General features: G+C 65.4%; 18 protein-coding genes. 5 read left to right on the top strand and 13 right to left on the bottom strand.

The window, feature by feature from the left end; genetic code table 11:
- Positions 1 to 2 precede the first annotated feature (2 nt).
- From tgtA to ABEJ63_RS01480, 3 genes are read right to left on the bottom strand one after another with little or no spacing between them, the layout of a single operon-like run.
- Positions 3 to 1472: a tRNA guanosine(15) transglycosylase TgtA gene (gene tgtA, locus ABEJ63_RS01470; protein ID WP_375794564.1), complete on the bottom strand. Its 1470-nt coding sequence runs from the start codon at positions 1470 to 1472 to the stop codon at positions 3 to 5.
- 37 nt (positions 1473 to 1509) lie between these two features.
- Positions 1510 to 1860: a hypothetical protein gene (locus ABEJ63_RS01475; protein ID WP_375794565.1), complete on the bottom strand. Its 351-nt coding sequence runs from the start codon at positions 1858 to 1860 to the stop codon at positions 1510 to 1512.
- Positions 1861 to 1899: 39 nt separating this feature from the next.
- The gene (locus ABEJ63_RS01480) at positions 1900 to 3000 is read right to left on the bottom strand and encodes a pyridoxal phosphate-dependent aminotransferase (RefSeq protein ID WP_375794566.1); all 1101 of its coding nucleotides are present in this window, start codon (positions 2998 to 3000) and stop codon (positions 1900 to 1902) included.
- Between the two features lie 76 nt (positions 3001 to 3076).
- Here ABEJ63_RS01480 and ABEJ63_RS01485 point away from each other — a divergent pair, with 76 nt between their 5' ends.
- Positions 3077 to 3595, top strand: a complete 519-nt coding sequence (locus ABEJ63_RS01485) for a CinA family protein (protein WP_375794567.1) — start codon at positions 3077 to 3079, stop codon at positions 3593 to 3595.
- Between the two features lie 59 nt (positions 3596 to 3654).
- Here the strand turns inward: ABEJ63_RS01485 and ABEJ63_RS01490 are convergent, their stop codons facing one another.
- The gene (locus ABEJ63_RS01490) at positions 3655 to 5592 is read right to left on the bottom strand and encodes an aldehyde ferredoxin oxidoreductase family protein (protein WP_375794568.1); all 1938 of its coding nucleotides are present in this window, start codon (positions 5590 to 5592) and stop codon (positions 3655 to 3657) included.
- Between the two features lie 175 nt (positions 5593 to 5767).
- On the bottom strand, positions 5768 to 6682 hold the full coding sequence (locus ABEJ63_RS01495) for a DUF3179 domain-containing (seleno)protein (RefSeq protein WP_375794569.1): 915 nt from the start codon (positions 6680 to 6682) through the stop codon (positions 5768 to 5770).
- A gap of 76 nt (positions 6683 to 6758) precedes the next feature.
- Here ABEJ63_RS01495 and ABEJ63_RS01500 point away from each other — a divergent pair, with 76 nt between their 5' ends.
- Positions 6759 to 7154, top strand: coding sequence for a VanZ family protein (locus tag ABEJ63_RS01500; RefSeq protein WP_375794570.1), 396 nt, complete (start codon positions 6759 to 6761; stop codon positions 7152 to 7154).
- On the opposite strand, the gene ABEJ63_RS01505 is transcribed toward ABEJ63_RS01500, so the two are convergent.
- Positions 7135 to 7626, bottom strand: a complete 492-nt coding sequence (locus tag ABEJ63_RS01505) for a CoxG family protein (protein ID WP_375794571.1) — start codon at positions 7624 to 7626, stop codon at positions 7135 to 7137. The two genes, ABEJ63_RS01500 and ABEJ63_RS01505, sit on opposite strands and share 20 nt — an antisense overlap.
- Before the next feature lie 158 nt (positions 7627 to 7784).
- On the opposite strand from ABEJ63_RS01505, the gene ABEJ63_RS01510 reads away from it, so the two are divergent.
- Positions 7785 to 8864, top strand: coding sequence for an archaeosine biosynthesis radical SAM protein RaSEA (locus tag ABEJ63_RS01510; RefSeq protein WP_375794572.1), 1080 nt, complete (start codon positions 7785 to 7787; stop codon positions 8862 to 8864).
- 60 nt (positions 8865 to 8924) lie between these two features.
- The gene (locus ABEJ63_RS01515) at positions 8925 to 9371 is read left to right on the top strand and encodes a CopG family ribbon-helix-helix protein (RefSeq protein WP_375794573.1); all 447 of its coding nucleotides are present in this window, start codon (positions 8925 to 8927) and stop codon (positions 9369 to 9371) included.
- 110 nt (positions 9372 to 9481) lie between these two features.
- Here the strand turns inward: ABEJ63_RS01515 and trmY are convergent, their stop codons facing one another.
- The 3 genes from trmY to ABEJ63_RS01530 all read right to left on the bottom strand — a co-directional run bounded on the left by trmY (position 9482) and on the right by ABEJ63_RS01530 (position 11530).
- Complete coding sequence (trmY, locus tag ABEJ63_RS01520) at positions 9482 to 10069, bottom strand: tRNA (pseudouridine(54)-N(1))-methyltransferase TrmY (protein ID WP_375794574.1); 588 nt, start codon at positions 10067 to 10069, stop codon at positions 9482 to 9484.
- A gap of 223 nt (positions 10070 to 10292) precedes the next feature.
- Positions 10293 to 10859 carry an NUDIX hydrolase gene (locus ABEJ63_RS01525; protein ID WP_375794575.1) on the bottom strand — a complete coding sequence of 189 codons (567 nt, stop codon included), beginning with the start codon at positions 10857 to 10859 and terminating at the stop codon, positions 10293 to 10295.
- 29 nt (positions 10860 to 10888) lie between these two features.
- A complete protein-coding gene (locus ABEJ63_RS01530) occupies positions 10889 to 11530 on the bottom strand; it encodes a DUF502 domain-containing protein (protein WP_375794576.1) in 642 nt (213 codons plus the stop codon).
- A 73-nt stretch (positions 11531 to 11603) separates the two neighbouring features.
- Between ABEJ63_RS01530 and ABEJ63_RS01535 the strand changes: the two genes are divergently transcribed.
- A complete protein-coding gene (locus tag ABEJ63_RS01535; protein WP_375794577.1) occupies positions 11604 to 13295 on the top strand; it encodes a DUF3604 domain-containing protein in 1692 nt (563 codons plus the stop codon).
- Here the strand turns inward: ABEJ63_RS01535 and ABEJ63_RS01540 are convergent.
- The 4 genes from ABEJ63_RS01540 to ABEJ63_RS01555 all read right to left on the bottom strand — a co-directional run.
- Complete coding sequence (locus ABEJ63_RS01540) at positions 13285 to 14016, bottom strand: hypothetical protein (RefSeq protein ID WP_375794578.1); 732 nt, start codon at positions 14014 to 14016, stop codon at positions 13285 to 13287. The genes ABEJ63_RS01535 and ABEJ63_RS01540 overlap by 11 nt on opposite strands.
- Before the next feature lie 48 nt (positions 14017 to 14064).
- Complete coding sequence (locus ABEJ63_RS01545; RefSeq protein WP_375794579.1) at positions 14065 to 14649, bottom strand: FAD-dependent oxidoreductase; 585 nt, start codon at positions 14647 to 14649, stop codon at positions 14065 to 14067.
- A 192-nt stretch (positions 14650 to 14841) separates the two neighbouring features.
- The gene (locus ABEJ63_RS01550) at positions 14842 to 16020 is read right to left on the bottom strand and encodes an RNA-guided endonuclease InsQ/TnpB family protein (protein ID WP_375794580.1); all 1179 of its coding nucleotides are present in this window, start codon (positions 16018 to 16020) and stop codon (positions 14842 to 14844) included.
- 73 nt (positions 16021 to 16093) lie between these two features.
- On the bottom strand, positions 16094 to 16872 hold a 779-nt coding region (locus ABEJ63_RS01555), incomplete at its 5' end, for an RNA-guided endonuclease TnpB family protein (protein ID WP_375794581.1).

Consider the following 16872-nt stretch of genomic DNA (forward strand, 5'->3'; position numbering starts at 1 on the left):
CCTCAGCCCTCCTCCTCGCTGAGGTCGATACGGGCGACCGTCTCGGGGAGCCGGGCGAGCGCACTTGCAGGCCAGTCGAAATGGCCGATTGTGAACTCGGTTTCAGGATTAGCGGTTGCGAGGCGCGCGACGCCATCGGCGGCGGCCTCACAGGCGGCTCGCGAACGGCGTTCGGGAATCTCGGCGGTCAGCGGGTACGTCTTCGCGAGTGCCCGCGGGACAGGCCCGAACGGCGGCTTGAGCCCCCACGTCGCGACGAAGCGGTCGTTGTTCCCACCCTCTGTGACCAGCACCGTGTCGGCGTCGACGGTAAGCCGGGTGAGTCGCTCGTGATGGCGGTGTACCTCCGGACGGCGCGCGCTCTCGGCGGACACCTGCAGGAACGTATCCTTGTTCGTGGGGTCCGACTGTTCGAGCCAGTCGGCGTGATCGAGCAGCGTCCGGTAGCCGTCTGTCATCGCGGGGTGCGAGCGGGCGCGCTCGTCCACGAGCTCAAGTAGGTTCCCCCGTCGGATGGCCTGTTTCACACGGCGCAATTCCGCGTACGTGACGTGGAGGTTGTGCCGCGCCAGCAAATCCTCACGATCAGGCTCGTCGCGCGCGGCCACGTCGTCGGGTGTGTGGGCGGTACAGACGGGGCACGAACAGGGGAAGTAGTGCAGGTCGCCGAGGTGTTCTGTCCCGCGGACGGTGAGATAGCGGTCGTCGCGGGCGTACAGCGCGTAGGCTGCGGAGTCGAACAGGTCACAGCCGAGAGCGGCCGCCAGCGCGAACATCATTGGATGGCCGGCACCGAACAGATGGACCGGCGCATCGGCGCCGAGCCCACGTTTGGCGGCCGCGACGGCTTCAACCATCTCTGCGTAGCGGTAGTCGTTGAGCAACGGGACGACCGCCCCGACGGGATAGATATCGAGTCCGGTGGCGTAGGCGTCGCGTGCGGCCCGCTCGCGCAAGTCCGGATACGCGCCGCCCTGGACGGGCGCGTTGATGAGCATCTCGCCGGCGTCGAAGTCGGCAGCCGTCTCGAGGGCCGCCTGTGTCGTCTCGAGGTCGCGCTCGGCCTGGTCGCGACCGGCATTGGGCGGCGTCGGCACGTCGACGGGCGTTGCGATGTCGCTACCGATGTCGGCCTGGAACTGCAGAATCTCGGCCGTGTCGACATCGATATTGCCGTACTCTGCCAGCTGGAACGACCCGGAGTCGGTCATGATGGCCCCCGAGAAACCATAGAGGTCGTGTAACCCCTCTGCGAGCGCCTGCTCGCGGTACTCGTCGGAGCCGTAGAGGATGTAGGCGTTCGTGATGAGAATCTCCGCGCCGAACTCCTGTTCAAGCTCGGCCGGCGAAATCGTCTGCAGGTGCGGGTTGATGACGGGGAGAAGCGCCGGCGTCTCGACGGTGACGCCGGCCCGCGGCACCGTGAGCTCGCCGACCCGGCCGGCGGCGTCGTACGTCCGCGCCTCGAACATACCTCCCGTCCGGGAGACCGGCCGGTAAGGCTGTCGTTTAGCGGCGTTCGTCGGCCGGGTCGTCGCGTCCGCTGCCGACATCGATCCGCTCCGGCTCGTCGGGGTCGTTGTCCGACGTGCCGAGGAACCGGTCGCGCAACTCCTCGGCGAACGACTCAACCTGATTGGTCAGCGTGTTCACCTCCTCGCGGAATTCGTCGACGGTCCGCTCGACGTGATACACACGCTCTTTCGGGATGCGTTTGACCACGTCGCCCTCGTCGGTCGTCTCGGTGCGGAGAATCCAGTGGTCTTGGAAGTACGCGACGTGTTCGTTGGCTACCGTCTGTTCGACGGTACCGTCGGGACCTTCGTACACGATGGTCGCCTCGCCCAGTTGATCGTCCATATCTGAACTGACGCCGAGCAGCCTCGTATACTCTCTGGCCTACCCGAAGTAGTCGGCCAGCCGGTCGGCTGCCTCTTGGGCACGCGGCGTGACCAGGGCGAATCGGAGCCAATCGGCGCGGGCGTCGCCGAACGCCTCGCCGGGCATCCCCGCGACACCTGCCTCGTCGATGAGCCGTTTCGTGTTGGCGAGCGTGCCCGGGAAGCCGTCGAACCGTGCGAGCACGTAGAAGGCCCCCTCCGGGCGGGTGTAGGCAGCGCCCGCCGCTTCGAGCGCGTTACAGAAGGCATCGATACGCTCGCGCAGGCGGTCGCGAGTCGCCGCGTAGTAGTCATCAGGTGTCTCTCGGAGCGCGCGCAGCGCGGCATGCTGGCCAGGGGCGGTGACGGCGACGTTGGTCAGCATGTGGCGGGTCTGCGCCGGGTCGATGAGGTGGTCGGGCAGAAGTGCGTAGCCGACGCGGAGGCCGGTCGTTGCCATCGACTTCGAGACGGCGTTCGTGACGGCGACGTGCTCGGAGTCGATCGCTGTCGCCGAGAAGAACCGGCCGGAGTAGTCGAACTCGGCGTACACCTCATCGCTGACGTACAGCGCATCGTGCTCGGCGGCGATGTCGGCGAGTTCCCGTTTCACCGTCTCGCCGTACACTGCGCCTGTGGGGTTGTTAGGCGAGCAGGCGACCACGAGTGCCGTCTCCGCACTCGCGACGGCCCGGACCGCAGCCGGGTCGAGTCGGCCGTCGGCATCAACGGGGACGTACGTGGTGTCGGCGCCGAGCAGTTCTGCCCGGTCGGCATAATACGGGTAGACGGGGTCGGTAAGGATGACCTCGTTGCCGGAGTGGGCCTCCAGCCCGCAGGCCATCGCGAGATGGTTTGCCTCGCCAGCGCCGTTGGTGATGAGGACCTGCTCGACGGGGACATCGTGGTGGGCTGCGAGGTGGTCACGGAGGTCGGAGAGGCCCTCGCTGGGCGGATACTGGTAGTCGGCAACGGGCGCGTCGGCAAAGGCGCGGAGCCCCTCGCGGAGCGCACGCGGCGGCTCCCAGTCGGGATTGCCGCTCACCATGTCCACGACATCGCGGTCGGCGTCGTCGGCGTAGGCCATCACGTGGAAGAAGAGTGGCCGGTCGTCGTCCATACCCCTGTGTAGAGCGCCGCCGTGTTCGGCCTTGCGTTTGGCATGGATTCAAGCCCGCCGGCCTGCTCGTGTCGGTATGCGTGAGTTCGCCGCCGACCCGCCTGTCGAACAGCGACTCGGCGACCGGCTTCGCAAGCAGGATGCGACGCTCGCGGTCGCCGAGTCGTGTACTGGTGGGCTCATCGGCTCGCTGCTGACGGACGTGCCTGGTTCGTCGGACTATTTCGATCGGTCGCTGGCGACGTACAGTTACGACGCAAAGCTCGAACTCCTGGGCGTGGCCCGCGAGACGCTTGACGACCATGGGGCCGTCTCGGAGCCGGTCGCACGCCAGATGGCTCGCGGCGCCCGCGATACCGCGGGGACCACGTGGGGACTGTCGACGACCGGGATTGCGGGCCCGACGGGCGGCACCGACGCGAAGCCGGTCGGGACGGTGTATATCGGCGTCGCCTACCGGGGCGCGTGGGGCACCGGTGATTCGGTCACCCGGGTCGAACGGTACGAGTTCGACGGCGATCGCCAGCAGGTGAAAGAGCAGATTGCACGGCAGGCACTCGAGGACCTGCTGGCAGCTGTCGGCAAGACGGCATAGCGGTCACTGGCCGGTTGCAAATATAGAGGAATCGAGCGGCCGTGCTGCAGTCGGCCTGCTCAGTCGTCGGCCGGTGCGGCGGAGTCGCCCGCGGAGACGCCGGTGCCGGGCCCGACTTCGATGTCGAGCTCGTCCAGCTTCTCGTCGGGGACGACGCCGTCGACCCAGCCACGAACGTCGTAGTACTCTTCCTTCATCTGCTCGAGCTCGACGATCTCGCCCTCGGAGGCGCCCTGGCCGGGGATGCTCTCCTCGCCGTCGAGGAATCGCGCGGGCAGGGTGTCGTCGGAGCCGTCGAAGCCAGCGAGGTTGTTGTAGTACCGCTCGAGCGCGTAGATACGCTCGCCGCACTTCATCAGCTCTTCCTCACCGACATCGCGGCCGGTCATGCCGTTGTACTGGAGGACGTACTCCTCGACGCCTTCCGCGAAGGCGTTGAACTTGCAGATGTCGAAGGAGTCGGAGACGGCGTGCATATCCTGGAAGGTGGCGGTGAGCTCACCCTTGCCCTCCCAGGCATACGGGTCGACCTTCTCCGGGATGCCCAGAATCTCCGCCGCAGGCGTGTAGCCACGCAGGTGACACGCGCCGCGGTTGGAGGTGGCGAACGCGATGCCCATGCCCTTCATGCAGCGCGGGTCGTAGGCGGCGATGGACTGGCCCTTGACGGCCAGCGAGTTGTCGTGGGCGTCGAACTCCTCGGCAAGGTGGTCGGGGCCCTCGGCGAGATGGTCGGCGAGTTCGCCCTCGCGTTTGGCGATCCGCGTGAGCAGGTCGATCATCTCTTCGGCATCGCCCCAGTCGATACCGTCGCCGAGGCCGTCGAACTTGCCTTCCTCGGTCATCTCCATCGCCATGGCGATGGTGTTGCCGGCCTCGATGGTGTCCATGCCGTGGTCGTTACAGCGCTGGAGCATCACCGCAATCTCGTCGCGCTCCGTGTGGCCGGCGTTCGGGCCGAGCGCCCACGCGGACTCGTACTCGTAGGATTCCGTGCGGACGTTCATCTCCTCGCCTTTGTGCATCACGTCGACCTCGACCTCCTTCTTGCAGGCGACCGGACAGGAGTGACAGGTCGGCTCGTCGACGAGGATGTTCTCGCGGACGTTCTCGCCGGAGACGAGCTCGGCGTCGAATTCCTCGCCAGCCCAGCCGTCGTCGCGGGCGTCGCCCGTCGAGGTGTACTTGGCGTTCCGGGACGGCAGGCCCGACATCTCCTCGGTGGCGTTCATCAGGACGTTCGTCCCGTACATGGAGAGGCCGCCCTCGTTGGGAGCGGTCACCTCCGACTCCTGGATGACCTCCATCGCCTGCCGGTGGCCCTTCCTGAATGTCTCGGAGTCTGCCGGCTGCTGCATGTCCGTGCGGGCCTTGACGACGACCGCCTTCAGGTTCTTCGCGCCCATGACAGTGCCCGTGCCGCCACGGCCTGACGCGCGGTCGTCCTCGTTGAGGATAGCGGCGTACTTGACGCCGTTCTCGCCGGCCTCGCCGATGGCCATCGTCGAGAGATTCTTGCCGTAGGCGCCCTCGTGGCGCTCCTCGAGGATGTCCATCGTCTCGTGGATGCCCTTCCCCCAGAGGTCGGAGGCATCATGAAGCTCCACCTCGCCGTCCTCGACGACGGCGTAGACGGGCGAGTCGGCTTCACCCTCGAACAGGAGGCCGTCGAAGCCGGCCCACTTCAGCCGCGCCGCCGACCAGCCACCCATGTGGCTGTCCGTGACGGTGCCCGTCAGCGGGGATTTCGTGCAGACGGCCAGCCGGCCGGACATCGTTACCTGCGTTCCCGTGAGCGGGCCGTTCATGAACGCGAGCAGGTTCTCCGGGCCCATGGGGTCCACATCCGGCCCCTGGTCGAACACGTACTTCACGCCGAGGCCCCGTGCTCCGATGTACTTCTCCGCGTCGTCGTGGTCCACACCCTCGTACGCGACGTCGCTCCCCGAGAGGTCGACGCGCGCCACGTGGTCATGGAAACCGCCTAAGTCAGTCATGGTTAAAGTCCATTACATAGTATGGAGGGCATACTGGTAATTCTTAGCACTCCCGCGTAACCATTCACAGTTACTTACGCAGTCGTAACCAGGGCTCAGGCCGACAGATGCGCGCTAATATTTCCGCAGTAGAGCGCGTGAGCCAGTGAATCTCGGCCGGCTAACGGCACTGGGTTTACATATCGCGCCAGAAGGCGTCTGCGCCGTGGGCATCCTGCCAAGCGAACGCGAAGAGGCGTCGCGCCGGGGCCGGCGTGAGCTGCCGGCCGTCATCGCTGTGTCCCGTTGCCGGATCCCATGTCGTCCCGTCACCCGAGAGCGGGGCATTGCCATCGGCGCGTTCGATGGGAAAGCCGGGCGCCTCGTAGGCGTGGAGTTCGCCATCCCCGAGCACGATGAGGAGCGCCTGGCCGGCGACCGTCTCGCGAACGAGTCCGCCGGCGGCGGCCACCCGTTGACGGGGAAACGCGACGGCATCGGCGTCGCTGCCGACATCAAGGACGACATCCTTCGGCGCAAGGTCGTCACGGTCCCACGTCTGTGGTTCCCCCTCGCCGCGCATCCCGTGGAGGCCAAACGCATCCCGGGCAAAGTACGCCTCGTAGGGGTCCATATCGTACACTACGGCGGGGTCGCCCGAGCGGGCCGGCTGGAGGACCTCACCGTTGGGATACGCCGCGCGGAACCGGCCGTAGGTGAGCAGCCGCGCCGGCCGCGCCGTGAGTTGGCGCCCCTCGTGCGGCCCCGCGAGACACCGGCCGGTGGGTTGGTGCCACTCGCTGTCGGTCTGGCGGTCATACAACACGAGTCCATCGTCGGCGAGTTTCCCGGAAACACCGAATGTCAGCGACTCGCCGTCGACCATCGCGTCGTAGACCACGGCACTCCCACAGATCGGACACCACGTCACAGCGACGCCGTCGGCATTCACCACCTCGTGGTAGCTCAGGATTCGAAGTGGGTACGCCCGCGGTGGTGTGCCCTCCGCGACAAGCACCTCATCGTCGTCACTGCCGAAGTAGTCGGCACCGTACTGCGGCGTATCGATGCTCGGGATGGCATCCCGCGGGAGCACGTCGCGAATCTGCACGTCGGCTGGTCGGGGTCGACCGACAAAACCGTGACGCGGCCGACACCGCTTTGCGGGGGCCGGTCAGAGGCCGCGCATGCAGCAGGCGCCTGCCTCCCGTCGGTATGCCCCGGTCGCCGTTATCGCAGTGGGGCTCCTCGTGGCCGGCGTGCTCCCTGGCGGGACTGGGCTCCCGCTCATCGGCGATCTTGCAGGAGGAGAGACGGTCCTGCTTGGTATCGGGCTAGACGCGTGGCTGCACGCGGCTGGCTACGCCACGCTGGCGGCGACACTCGCCCGCGCACGACTCGGCGACCAACCGACTGGCCGGGCACTCGTCGTCGTTATCGCGGCCGCAACGGGCTATGGATTGACGATTGAACTGCTGCAGGTGCCGCTCGCGACCCGGATATTCGCGCTCTCAGACATCGTCGCGAATGCAATCGGCGCGACGCTCGGGACCGTCGCGTGGCTCAGTCGTCCCGGTCGGTGAGCCGGTCGTCGAGTCGGTCGAAGAACCGGTCGGCGACGTGTTCAACCACCGGGCGAAGTCCGCCGGCGAACCGCTCAAGTCGGCCAGTGACCGTCGCAGTCGCGACCCACCGCACATCGGTCGCCTCGTCGGCGGGGGCAACGGTCAGTTCGGCGGTCGTGTCGAACTGGGAGCCCGCGGCAGCGCCGCTGGCGGTCAGCGCCATCTCGGGGTAGTCACGCCGGCGCACCGTGACATCGGTCTCGAACGACGGCGACAGCGGCCCGACATCGACGGCGAGCGTTGCGGTTCCCTCGTCGCCGGCGCGGACGTGGTCGCGGTCGACGCCGAACCGGAGCTGGCGACAGCCCGGCAGCATCGCCTCGGTGACGTCGATGTCGGCAACGGCCTCCCAGACGGCTTCGACGGGCGCATCGATACGCCGTTCGACGGCAACGCGAACGTCGTGTGCGTCGGCCTGCTCGACAGCCATGTGCGCGATTCGGAGTCGGGGGAATTAGCCTCCGGGCCGAACATCGACGGGACCACTTCCAAGCCCATCAAGTCGGCCTGTGGCCAAGTGGCGACCGGAGGCAGGACGGTCAGCGGCGACCCGACACCGCTTTCCGGTCGCACCGGCAACTCAGGGTAATGAGTGAGCCGAGCCCTGAGGTGTACGAGTCGGGGCGGGGAATGGACGCCCACAACGCGACGATGCGTGAGATTCGGGCAGAAAACGACGCCAGCTACGACCCGACGGAGCCGACCCGCGTCTGGCTCGACGAGGACAACACGCCCGATGGCATGGTGGAGTCGCTCACGATCATCCTCAACACAGGTGGGTGTCGGTGGGCCCGTGCCGGCGGCTGCACGATGTGTGGGTACGTCGCCGAGTCCGTCGAGGGCGGCAGTGTCGCTCACGAGGACCTGCTGACGCAAATCGAGACAGCCCTCGCCCACGAGCGCGAGCGGGATGCCCAGGCCGACATCGTGAAGATGTACACTTCTGGGTCCTTCCTCGACGAGCGGGAGGTACCCGCCGAGACGCGGCGGGCCATCGCCGCGGAGTTCGCCGACCGCGACCGGGTCGTCGTGGAGTCGCTGCCGGACTTCGTCGACCACGAGAAGCTGCGCGACTTCACCGACCACGGGTTAGCGGCAGACGTGGCTGTCGGGCTGGAGACAGCGACCGACCGGGTGCGCCACGACTGTGTGAACAAGTACTTCGATTTCGCCGACTTCGAGCAGGCCTGCGCGGAGACACAGGCAGCGCCGGGCGAGGCAGGTGTGAAGGCGTATCTTCTCTTGAAGCCGCCATTCCTCACCGAGCAGGAGGCGCTGGAGGATGCCGTCGAGAGCGTCCGCCGATGTGCCGCGGTCGACGGCTGTCACACCGTCTCTGTCAACCCGACGAATGTCCAGCGGTACACGATGGTCGAGGAGCTGTACCACGAGGGCGGCTACCGGCCGCCGTGGCTCTGGTCAGTGTGTGCGGTGCTAGAGCGGACCGTCGACACCGACGCCATCGTCATCTCGGATCCCGTCGGCCACGGCTCAGATCGGGGCCCGCACAACTGCGGCGAGTGTGACGACCGCGTCCAGACGGCGATAAAGGACTTCGACCGCCGGCAGGACCCCAGCGTGTTCGAGCAGGTTACCTGTGAGTGCGAATTGACGTGGGAGACAGTACTCGAGCGCGAGCGGGCGTTCACAGGTCCGTTGACGACCTGACTCGCACCCAAGCTGGATAGTAATCATTATTATTTCTGCCAGCCTCTCTTCACAAGACCCATGACTGTCGTGAGCGTCTCGATGCCGGAGTCTCTGCTTGAGCGGTTGGACGAGTTCGCCGACGAGCACGGCTACACCGGCCGCAGTGAGGTGGTCCGGGAGGCCTCGCGGAACCTGCTCGGGGAATTCGAAGACAAACGGCTGGAGCAGCGCGACCTCATCGGCGTCGTTACCGTCCTGTTCAACTACGAGACCTCTTCGGCCGAGCAGCGGATGATGCAGCTCCGGCACGAACACGAGGACCTCGTTACCTCGAACGTCCACAACCACGTCGGCGACCACTACTGCATGGAGTTGTTCATCGTCGAGGGACGCCTCGAGGAGATCTCGACGTTTGTCGGGAAGATTCGCGCCACACAGGACACTCTCTCGGTCGACTACTCGGTCATCCCGGTCGATGACTTCGACGGGACACTGGAGGCAGCTGGAACAGCCGAGTCGGAGTAAGCAGCCAATCGATGGACCTCCCGTACGCCGCGCAAGAAGTATATCACGGTAGTTGCGACACCAGCGACACCTACCAGCGGCGATTCGTAGTTTCCTGTACGGTACCGCAGTCAGTAATGCGTGTAGCCGTCGGTGTCAAGCCAGTTGTGTGCCACCGTCACGGCGTGGTCGGCGTGGAGCCGTTCGGGGCCGACGCTGAGCCGCGCAGTGGCCTGGTCGGCCAGCAGTGCCGTCTCTGTCTCGGTGAAATCACGGTGATCCGAAAGGACGAACGTCGGGTCCGCGATGGGGTCGGCCGTCGCGAGCGGGTCGCCGTCCTCGTGGAGCGTGACAAGCGCGCCGCCGATTCGTTCGAGGGTGTCTGCTAAACCGAGCCGCCGGAGTTCCACGCCCGGTGATGGCTCAGCAGGCATATGGCCAATAGCGTCCTCGCGGGCTGCGAGCGCGTTCCGAATCCGGGCGGCCGTCGACCGCTCGTCAGGGTTGAGATGGCGGACCGTTGCGCCGTCGAAGGTTATTGTATACTCGTCTGCAAGGACAAGGTGAACTCGCGCGTCTCGGATATTGTGCGAAAGAAATAGGCCGCTCGTGACACAGCGACACAGCAGGTCAAGTCGCCCGGCTGCCGACGGGAGATCGTCAAGCGGAAACTCTGGGTCGGTGGGCGCGTCGTGACCGATGACGACGAACTGGCGCATACTGGCGCGTGAACGCGCCCGCTGAAAGCCGCGTCGCTCCTAATCAAGACGTTCACATCGTGTGAACCCCTTGGCATAGTTTCATAAGACAGCCGCTGCAAATACGGATGGAGCGTGGGCGTGTGATACGCGCTCGCTGCCCGCGGTCACGTGGGGATGACCGCGAGATGAGTCCGTCGAGTGTGCGTTCCGGCCGACCGCTGGCGTAGCAAAATGCCAGCGGCTATCCGGCCCTCGCGAGTGCGTGTCTGAGCACCGCGTATGCCGCACGGCCATCACGGAGGTTACCAGTGATAGCCGCCTCGCGCAGCATCTCGACTGGACGTTTGTCGACACGGATTGACTCGTTAGCGTCGAGCGACTGCTCGGCGGTCGGCTCGCAGTCGTGCGCGAGGAAGTGGTGATGCGTAGCATTGAGGAGGCCGTTCGCGGGTTCGATACTGCCCGCCGGCTCGAGGGAGCCCGCCTCGTAGCCTGTCTCCTCAGCGAGCTCACGGGCCGCCGCCGCTGTGAGGTCGTCGTCGTCCGCCTCGACGCTCCCAGCGGGGATACCGAGATTAACACGACCGACTGCCTGCCGCCACTCCTCGATGACGACCACGTCGCCATCGGTGGTGAACGGAAGCACGACGACGGCGTCTGGCTCCTCGACGCTGTGATACTCCGTTTCGGTACCGTCCGGCAGGCGGACTGTGTCGACACGTACGTCGAAGCCAGGACACGTGTAATCGACCTGTGAGGCGACCGTCTCCCATGCGAGCGGGTCGGTACCGTCGGTTGGGTCGTCCATATGTGGCGGCGGGGCGCAGGGTTCAAAAGCTAAGCGTCCTCGCGGAACGCCGCCAGTTCGTCCTGTGTGTCGGCAATCCCGGTGGTGACGATGAGCCGAAGGCCGCGGCGCACGGACAGGTCAGTCTCATGAACGTGACTCTCGGGCACGAGCACGAGTTCGCCGCCCGTGGGGTTGGGGCTGTTCGGAATGAACACATTGTACACGGGTTCGTCAGCGACGGTCGACGCGTCCGCCGGGGCGTCACCGGTGACGAACCCCAGTGAGTACACCCCCAGCCGCGGGTACTCGACGAGCACGACAGATTCGTAGCGGCTGCTCCGGTTCTCCAGCGCGGCGCCCACCTGCCGTACGGACGAGTACACCGCCGAGACGAGCGGGACGAACCTGACGAGTCGGTCGAAGCCACCGAACAGCCGCTGACCGACCTGTCGCTGCGCGACGTAACCGAGCCCGACGACGGCCGTCGCCAGCAGGAGCGCGGCCAGCGTCTGTGCGAGTAATCGGCTGTTCCCCGTGTACTGGGCCAGTCGCCCGGCCTGAACGACCGGGTCGAGTACGCCTGCCAGATATCGAAGGGCGAGACTCCCGACGAACAAAGTGACGGCCAGCGGGGCGACGAGTAACAGCCCAGCGATGAAGCTCCGCTGGGATTCCGCACGGACATCCATGCCCGGATACGACGGGCCGGTGATAAAAGCGTGCGTCCCAGAAGGTTATCCCCACTGGCCCCATCGAGCGGGTATGGCTGGGCCACACGAGTCGGTCCGGGTATTCGCCGCCTCGCGACCGTCGCTCCGCGCACTCTGGCGCTCACGGACCGGTCGGCTCGCCTACATTCACGTTATCGCCCCCTCGGATGCCGTCGTCGGCGAGGCTATCGATGTTCGCCTGCAGGCGTGGGACGAATACGAGCGGTTCCACCCGTTCAGGGAGACTGTCGCCGTCGATACGACCGACGCTGACGCGACCCATCCCAATCGCACCTCGTTCGATGGGGACGGGCCACCGGTGGGACCCGGCGACCCCGAGCAGGGGATGACCTACCTATCCGTGACCTTCGACACGCCCGGCATCCAGTATCTCACCCTTGACCACGACGGCAGCCGCTACGTGTCCAACCCAGTCCGGGTCCATGAGGACGACCCCGCCGAGCGGACACTGTGGGGCGACATCCATCTCCATTCGCAGCTCTCGGATGGGGCGGGCTCGATGGCTCGCGGTTTCCAGTTTGCCCGCGAGACAATGGGGCTGGACGTGTGCGCATACACTGACCACGACACGATGGGGTTCTTCATTCCGCCGCGCTGGCAGCGCGAGCGGATGCACGACCGCTACTTCGCGGAGATGCAGGCCACGACTGCGGCCCACCACGATCCCGGCGCGTTCGTCACGTTGTTTGGCTACGAGTGGACCAAACAGCCGAACCGCGGCGGCCACATCAACGTGTATTTCGATGACGTGGATGACGCCGAGCTGTTCGACTCACACGCGCCGGCGACCGACACCTACGAGGGACTGTGGACCGCATTACGGGCATACCGTGCACGCGAGGACACCGGCGACGTGCTCACGATTCCCCACCACCCCGCGGAGGCGATGTATCCGTTCGACTTCGCAGCGACCGACTACGACGACGAGCTGGCACCGCTGGTCGAGGTGTACTCCCAGTGGGGCTCCAGCGAGCGGCCCGCCGGCGCGGGGAACCGCCGGCCGCTGGCGATGGGACAAGGGGAGATCGACGAGCCGGGCCACCACGTGCAGGACGCGCTCGCATACGGGTATCGGGTCGGCCTCATTGGTGGTTCCGACTACCACGGCCCGTACCCTGGCCACGTGCTGTTGCACGCACGGCCACATCTGCCATCACTGGCGGAGTGGCGCCGCGACGGTATCGGGTGGGGCCACATCTGGCGGGTCTGGAATGAACAGTCGTATCCCGGCGGCCTGACGGCGTTCCGGGCAAGCGAGCGGAGCCGCGCGGCCGTCTTCGATGCGCTCCGCTCGCGGGCCGTCTACGCGACTACCCAGCCGGACCGGATTCTCGCCACGCTTCGCGTGAACGGTATCCGCGTCGGCGAGCAGGACAGTACGGTGCACGTGCCGTCACCGACAACGCCCCGCGAAATCGACTACGAGGTTCACGGCACCGCGCCTGTCGAGTCGGTCACCGTCGTCAAGAACGGCGACCCCCACCACGTTGCGACGGGGACGGCCGACTACGACGCTCCGCTGGAGACGTTCTCTGTCCAGGGGCAGATAGTCGACGATGCGCCTCTTGGGGACCCCGGTGACAGCCCGGTAGACTACTATTATCTGCGCGTCCAGCAGGCCGCCCGGCCGGACACACCTGTACATGTCCCCGGCGGGGCTGCGTGGCTGGGACCGCTGTGTGTCGAGCGTGCGGAGCGACGACGGCTGACCATCAGAGGTTGATTTCGGCGAGATCGAGCGCCAGTTCGTCGACGTGGTCGTTGTAGGCAGCGACGAACGCCGGGAAGTCGGGCGCGAACTCGCGGACATCGGCGGCCGCCGGCGGGCCGTACTGCGAGAGCAGGTACGTGCCGTCGCTGCCGCCGACGCGGAGATACGAGACGGCCGCACCTTCGCGGTTGAGTTCCCAGCGCGTCCCGTCGACACGGGCGGTGAAGGTGCCGTAGTCGCTCGGGTCGTGGCGGGCGAGCGAACCCGCCATCTGGGTGCAAACCTCGCGGATACGGTCGACAATCCGGTCTCGTTCCGTGACGACGGCCTCACCGGTCACAACCTCCGGAAAGTTCGTTTCCACGTCCGCAAGGAGGCCGTCAAGCGAGCGCACCCACGTCTCGAAGGCAGCGACGAAGGCGTCGTAATCGGCAACCGCCGACGCCAGCGCCGCCGGCTCCGGGTCGCGTTTCGTCGAGACGACGTACGTCTCCTCGCCCGAACGGGGAGAGAATCGGAGGAACTCTAGCTCGCCGGCCTCGTGTTTCAGCGTCCACTCGCCGTCGGCCGTCTCGAACGTCCGCCGACCGTAGTCGCCCCCCTCGATGCGGGCGAGCGCGTAGGCGAGTTCGCCGGCGTGGGAACGGACGGCCGCCACGAGGTCGTCACGCTGGGCGGCGACTGCCGCCGGGTCCGCGTCGGTGTCCACGTCGACGTCGAGTCGGTCGGTCACGGGCGAGCAGACGAGCGCGGCGGAGATACCGGCGTCGGTTCGTCGGCTTCAGTTGTTGCCTGCCAGCCCACCGAACACGTCGCTCGCGGTGTCGGGCGTGTCGAAGTCGTGGAAGTGCTCGCCCTCCTCCTTGCTCAGGATATTGAGCGCTGCGGCCGCGCCATCGCCGGCCGAGATGACCGCCTGCCACTCTTCGGCGCGCACCATCGCGCCCGTCGCATAGGCGTCCTCGATGCTCGTCTCCATGCTCACGTCGACAGCGACCACGTCGCCGTCGAAGCCACAGCCCAGCGACTCCGCGAGGCCGCGTTTGGCGCCCGTCGCGAGCACGAGATAGTCGGCTGTGACCGTCTCGTCGTCGGTCGTCACGGCGAACTCGTCGCCGGTCGCCTCAACATCGGTCACCTTCTCTCCCTGACGGCGCTCGGCGCCGAAGCTGTCCACCTGCTCGCGAAGCGTCTTGAGGAAGGCGGTGCCATCCTGCGAGCCGATACCGGGATAGTTGAACAGATGGGCGCTGTGGAGCCAGGTGCCATCCGTATCGAAGACGGTCGTCTCGAGGCCGTTCTTCTGCGTGAACAGCGCCGCACTCAGTCCTGCAGCGCCGCCGCCGACAATTGCAATGTGTGTCATACGTTACCACTTACTTGAGCGCGCTTATAGAAATTGCGAGACGAAGGTTCACGCCACCCAGCCGTGGGCCCCGGCCGACGCCACAGAAGTAAACCACGCGACGACAGGTCAGCATTTGACTGTCTAACTTGGCCAAGTAGTCGTGAACTGAGGCCTCGTCAAGGAAGAGTGGGCCAACCCGGATACCAGCTGTCACCCAGTGGATAACTTGTCCGTAAACCCATCACTTGGCGAGAGAGTTCCGGACTTCAGGGCACACTGGCCGGTGCCCGTCCGCCGTGACGACATGTGGCCACGGCGGACACAGCGGAGGCCCACATTCTTCGCGGCGTTGTAGTCGGCGTGCACCTCGTACCCGCACTCAACACACCGGAACTGGGCCCGTGATGGCCGATTGGCACTTGTGGTGTGACCACAGTCCGTGCGTGAACAGCGCGTTGACGTGTGGGCAGGAGATACACGAACGACATTGATGCCGCGCGCACGGGCACGGTACTTGATGAATGCCGCAAGCGTACGAAATTCCCATCGATGGACCGCTGTCGTCTCTGGGAGTCGGTCGCGAATCCCGGTGAGATTTTCAAGCGCAATGACCGTCGCGTCATGCGTGATTGCTTCCTCAATGATGCCATTCGCGACACGGTGCAGCCGGTCGCGGGCACGCCGTCTGCGGCGATGGTGAATCTGTGTGAGAGTTCGATAAGCACTCCGCGTACCCACTTGCTGGAGCGCCCGCTCACGCTCTTGTATCTCACGTCGGTAGTGGTTGAACTCAACCCCTGAGAAGAACCGACCCGTACTCGTGACTGCGAGATGGTCGATACCCAGATCGACGCCGAGGACTGTTCTGTGCTCGGGCAACTGTCGGTCTGGGCGCGGGCGACGGAAGCCGAGGTGAAGATAAAACGCTCCGTCGCGGTAAGTGAGGGTACTCTCGGTGAGGTTCCACCGATTGTCGGTAAGATACTGGTACTGGTAGCCGTCCGCATTGCTCGGCAGCGCGAGGTCATCGTGAACGCGGGTACCGAGCGTCGTCAGCGACACCGAACCATCTCCAGAGAGTGTTAGTGTCTTTGAATCGTATGTGGCCGTTGGCGCGTCGAAGCTCGGCTTGGACACCGATTGGCCCTGTTCGGCCCGTGCCGCCAGACTCCGGACGGTCTCGGCGACGTGATGACACACGAGTAGGGTGTGCTGGCTTTTTAGTCCGGTTTCCTCACGAATCCGGTCGTAGGCAGCCGACTGGATGGCGCTAGCCGATGTCGTTTCTGGCCAAGCAAAATCGGTTGCAATCGCACATGCGGACCGCCACGCGTCAGTCACGTCGTGAAGAGACTGAGCGGCCGAGTCACTGACCGTGAGCCGTGTCACGGCCGTCCGATGTGACATCCTCCCCGCCCTGAACGACGGGGCTTCCCGTCCCGCAGGTGGGATATTTGCTGGTCTACGACACGACCTGTTCTCTCGTGTGAAACGTCCCGCTCTCGCGGTCGAACAGGTATGTCGATGGCTGTGCCACACAGCCGTTACTCCTATGCTCACCGTGAGGACTCGGAGTTATCTTCTGCCGCATATTTTCCGCCCCGTTACAATCCGCGTTCCCGACCAACTCACATGACTGGCAGACGTACAACCCACGCTCAACACGATTCGACTTCGTATCGTCGCCACACCGTGAACAGGTCTTCGAGGTGGTCCACTCGTTCTCCTTCAGCAGCTCAACCCCTCGAATCTCGCCTTTATATTCGAGGTACTGGTAGATGCGGTCAAACGCCCACGTGTGGAGTTTCTTGTTCCCCGTCTTCCCCCAATCCGATTCGCGCACGTCTTCGGGCCAGCTCACCGCGAGCGTGCCAACACCACGTTCGACACACTCCGTGATGATGGTATCCGTGAGCGTGTGGTAGAAGTGCGTCTCGCGGTCAGCGAGTTTTCGACGCGCCCACATCAACATCTCCGATGGGCCGTTCTCCCCCTCTGTATCGTACTCAGCACGTGTGAAGTAGTGCTTGTCTTCTTTAAGCGCGTTTCCCGGGTAGAGAACGTATTCGTCAAGGAACGCAACTGTGGCGATGTTTTTGATACCGAGGTCGATACCTGCCACGCCGCCGCCTGCTGAGTCGGTCGTTTCGAGTTCAACTTTGCAGACGAAGTGGAGTTCCCACTCCTCGCCGTTCCAGACGGCGCGAACGTTCTGTACCGAATTGCCTTTCGAGAGGTCAA

The sequence above is a fragment of the Halosegnis sp. genome (genome assembly GCF_042216475.1).
In the GTDB taxonomy this organism is placed as follows: domain Archaea; phylum Halobacteriota; class Halobacteria; order Halobacteriales; family Haloarculaceae; genus Halosegnis.

Bases quoted from the DNA above. Each gene is read 5' to 3' on its own strand.
- ABEJ63_RS01545 (WP_375794579.1), bottom strand. From the start codon at position 14,649: ATGACACACATTGCAATTGTCGGCGGCGGCGCTGCAGGACTGAGTGCG.
- ABEJ63_RS01490 (WP_375794568.1), bottom strand. From the start codon at position 5,592: ATGACTGACTTAGGCGGTTTCCATGACCACGTGGCGCGCGTCGACCTC.
- ABEJ63_RS01510 (WP_375794572.1), top strand. From the start codon at position 7,785: ATGAGTGAGCCGAGCCCTGAGGTGTACGAGTCGGGGCGGGGAATGGAC.
- ABEJ63_RS01505 (WP_375794571.1), bottom strand. From the start codon at position 7,626: ATGGCTGTCGAGCAGGCCGACGCACACGACGTTCGCGTTGCCGTCGAA.
- trmY (WP_375794574.1), bottom strand. From the start codon at position 10,069: ATGCGCCAGTTCGTCGTCATCGGTCACGACGCGCCCACCGACCCAGAG.
- ABEJ63_RS01525 (WP_375794575.1), bottom strand. From the start codon at position 10,859: ATGGACGACCCAACCGACGGTACCGACCCGCTCGCATGGGAGACGGTC.
- tgtA (WP_375794564.1), bottom strand. From the start codon at position 1,472: ATGTTCGAGGCGCGGACGTACGACGCCGCCGGCCGGGTCGGCGAGCTC.
- ABEJ63_RS01475 (WP_375794565.1), bottom strand. From the start codon at position 1,860: ATGGACGATCAACTGGGCGAGGCGACCATCGTGTACGAAGGTCCCGAC.
- ABEJ63_RS01535 (WP_375794577.1), top strand. From the start codon at position 11,604: ATGGCTGGGCCACACGAGTCGGTCCGGGTATTCGCCGCCTCGCGACCG.
- ABEJ63_RS01515 (WP_375794573.1), top strand. From the start codon at position 8,925: ATGACTGTCGTGAGCGTCTCGATGCCGGAGTCTCTGCTTGAGCGGTTG.
- ABEJ63_RS01530 (WP_375794576.1), bottom strand. From the start codon at position 11,530: ATGGATGTCCGTGCGGAATCCCAGCGGAGCTTCATCGCTGGGCTGTTA.
- ABEJ63_RS01500 (WP_375794570.1), top strand. From the start codon at position 6,759: ATGCAGCAGGCGCCTGCCTCCCGTCGGTATGCCCCGGTCGCCGTTATC.
- ABEJ63_RS01480 (WP_375794566.1), bottom strand. From the start codon at position 3,000: ATGGACGACGACCGGCCACTCTTCTTCCACGTGATGGCCTACGCCGAC.
- ABEJ63_RS01485 (WP_375794567.1), top strand. From the start codon at position 3,077: ATGCGTGAGTTCGCCGCCGACCCGCCTGTCGAACAGCGACTCGGCGAC.